This is a genomic window from Paenibacillus sp. P4_E11, from assembly GCF_056401635.1.
In genome coordinates, this window is sequence record NZ_JBFUIX010000279.1 from 1 (window position 1) to 3,122 (window position 3,122).

The following is a 3,122-nucleotide window of genomic DNA, read 5'->3' on the forward strand; positions in this document are numbered from 1 at the left end:
ATTTATAAGAGCGCGAATTTATAAGAGCGCGACCGACTATCGGATTCTTGAGCACAACCTCAAAGTTGACGAGAGAGAAGCCCTTCGGCAAAATATCATAGCCATGCAGCAATCTGACTTGGTCGGGATGCGAGAAAGCTCTGGCAAATATGTTGATGATCGGCACGAACATCGTCAGGGTCATGATGGTCAGAATAATGCCGATCATCAATTTGGAGACTGTAAATTTTCCTCCTACCATGATGTCACCTCCTTTCCTCACCATGCGCCTTTTGAAGTCAGTTTTTTGGAAATAAAATGAGTGGACAGCACCAGCACGACACCAATTACGCTTTTAAACAAATTGGCAGCTGTAGCAAATGAATATTGGCCGTTCAGCAGCCCCACCCGGTATACGTAAGTATCAATGATGTCGACACTGCTGTTGACCGAAGTGTTGGTGAAGTTCAGCACCTGATCGAGTCCGGCATTCATAATAAAACCAACATTCAGAATGAAGATGGTCACCATCGGCACATACAAATGAGGCAATACCACTTTCGTGACAATATGCCATCGATTCGCACCGTCGATATAAGCTGCTTCATACAAGCTTGGACTGATGGCAAGAATCGCTACAAGATAGAGAATCGAATCCCAGCCTACACTGCGCCATGCTTCGCTGGCAACAAGCACCCACCGAATGGAATCTTTATCGGTCAAGAAGTCATGCGTCGGGAATCCAAACAACTTGAATAATTCATTAATAGCTCCCGTAGACGGTGACAGGAATTCAAACCAGATGCCCGCAATAACGACCCATGAAAGGAAGTGCGGCAAATAGGAAATGATCTGTACCGCTTTGCGAAACTTCCCATTCCTGAACTCGTTGAGCATCAGTGCAAAGATGATCGGAATGGGAAATATGAGGAACATCTTCATCGCGCTAATAATTAACGTATTGGCGAACACATTTGAAAAAACAGGAGTGCTGAACAAATCCTTAAAGTATTTGAACCCGACAAAGATGTTATCGCCCAAGATGCGATATTCGTAGAAAGCCAGCTTCATCCCGATAATCGGCCAAACATGAAGGACAAAGAAATAGATTATCGCGGGGAGCAACATCAGATACAGCACTTTATCATTCCAAATTCTTTTTGCTATGGAGTTAGCACCCATGGCCACTTAACCCCTTTCTGCTTAAATGTCGATCACCAGTTCCATCAGGGGTGCATGCTGTTGCGCGCCATATACATCCCGGTCGAAGAAAGTACCTGATGAGACCTTGCGGGCGAATGTAATCTTGAATCCGAGCGCCTGATCAAAAAAGACGATATGCATAATGTTCTCTGGCGTAATATTATAAAGCTGAGATACCCGTTCCTTGTTAATMATTCCGGAGTCCTTGATTTTGTAGTAGATCTTCGGGTCGGTGAATAGAGCATCCACCGTGATTTCGAAAGGTCCGCTGTTCTTGCTTCTGAGTACTGCCGCTGCGTCGAATAGTTTCATAGCTGCTGCACCTCGATATATTCGATAGGGAACATTTCCGAGCCGTCTGCAACTTGCATCAAGTGATAGACCGAAAACTCGTATACCGGGCCGAAAGGCACATCGCTTGGTGCAAAAGGAAAAGCCAGATTGCCCGCTGTAGATTTTCTTCCCTCATAGCCATAATGCAAGAAGGTGGATCTCACTGAGCCGCAGATCGTATTCGCAAGCTCCTGGTTTTTGGCGATCACTTCGAACACAATCCCTAGCTCATGCCCAGGCTTCTTCTGCGGTTCCAGCTCACCCATCACACCGTTGAAACCATAATTAATGAAATTAATTTGGAAATCCTCTTGCGAAACCTCACTGTATTGCTCGCAAACCTGCTGTTTGACCTCAGCTTCAACCTGTTCAATCTGTGCAATGAGCAGCGGATCCCTGACACCAGCGATCACAAATGTACGATAGGCAACTTTCATGGCGCCTTCCAGTTTAATTTTGTAGACCGGAGTTTCTGTGATCTTACTGCCTTTGACTTCTACGCTGCCATCCCCTAGTTCGGTAAAGGTACAATGCTCCAGGTCTAACACGGTGCCCGGACCATGCAAGATGTAAGGATGATCCTTCTCATAAAAAGTATGGGCTGCAACGGAAACGGCCGTGCATTTTCGTTTATCATTTAGCGGCTTGACGATAAAAGAATCCCTCTTCAGAATGCCAAGCATACAGTCCTTCGTTGTTCCCGGATCGGCACTAAGTGCTGCACATTCCAATATTTTACCCAGGTGGTACGCCAGTGCTGCGTCAAATCCATGATGCATGGCGACAGCGGCGAATGGTGACGGGTCATAAGCTCTTCCACAAATGATAATATCCGCTTCCGCTTCGAGTGCCTTCATGATCGGTTCATGTCCCATTTGTGCGACGATGCTGTTGGTTGCTTCCAGCCGGTCTTTCGTTAACGGTTTAACCGCTAAGCCCAAAGGTTCACATGTCCCCTCATCCAGTTTGGCTTCTACCACATCGTGAGGAATGTCCGCCCATATGATAGCGATCTTCAGATGATGAAGCTTATGTTCCTGCACAATCTCCATGATGATTGACTGGGTCCACTCCACATGAACCTTGGCGCCGCTTCCCCCGGCCGAACCAATGATGATCGGGATCTTGGCTTTGACCCCTGCTGTAATCATGTACTCCAAATCCTTCTTGCAGGCCATCTTACTAACAATCGCCGTACCCGCGCCTAATTTATGAGGTCCGGCATCGGTAGAGCCTGCGTCCACCACAATGGCATCCGGATTGCATTCCATGCCTTTTATAAAAGAGTCCTCGGGAAACCCGTAGCCCAACATCCCGCAAGGCGCTAAAATTGTAAATTGTTCCTGTACCATGGAAACCTCCGTCATCACATATACATTTTGATTGTTTCTTTATCCGGCAATGAAGGTTGGGCGCCTTCTCTGCTAACGGTAATTCCTGCAGCAATACTGGCAAATTGAATAGCATTAGCAATATCCTTGCCTTCAGACAAAGCCACAGCCAACCCGCTGATAAAAGAATCTCCCGCACCCGTCGTATCCACAGCCTTGAACGAAGCTGCCGAAAAATATTGTTTGGTGTTGGGATTGACCAGCAAACAGCCTTTC

4 protein-coding genes and 1 pseudogene are annotated in these 3,122 nt (G+C 46.7%); all 5 read right to left on the minus strand.

From position 1 onward, the window contains the following. A pseudogene (locus tag AC1DWB_RS32760) lies at positions 1 to 241 on the minus strand (carbohydrate ABC transporter permease); the annotation flags it as partial. Positions 242 to 258: 17 nt separating this feature from the next. Beyond that, the gene (locus AC1DWB_RS32765) at positions 259 to 1,161 is read right to left on the minus strand and encodes an ABC transporter permease (protein ID WP_477545283.1); all 903 of its coding nucleotides are present in this window, start codon (positions 1,159 to 1,161) and stop codon (positions 259 to 261) included. Between the two features lie 21 nt (positions 1,162 to 1,182). Then, positions 1,183 to 1,494, minus strand: coding sequence for a DUF4387 domain-containing protein (locus tag AC1DWB_RS32770; protein WP_477545284.1), 312 nt, complete (start codon positions 1,492 to 1,494; stop codon positions 1,183 to 1,185). Then, positions 1,491 to 2,867: an acyclic terpene utilization AtuA family protein gene (locus tag AC1DWB_RS32775; RefSeq protein WP_477545285.1), complete on the minus strand. Its 1,377-nt coding sequence runs from the start codon at positions 2,865 to 2,867 to the stop codon at positions 1,491 to 1,493. Before AC1DWB_RS32775 ends, AC1DWB_RS32770 begins: the two co-directional genes overlap by 4 nt. Positions 2,868 to 2,881: 14 nt before the next feature. Continuing rightward, positions 2,882 to 3,122 (minus strand): PfkB family carbohydrate kinase (locus AC1DWB_RS32780; protein WP_477545286.1); only part of this gene is annotated, 241 nt, incomplete at its 5' end.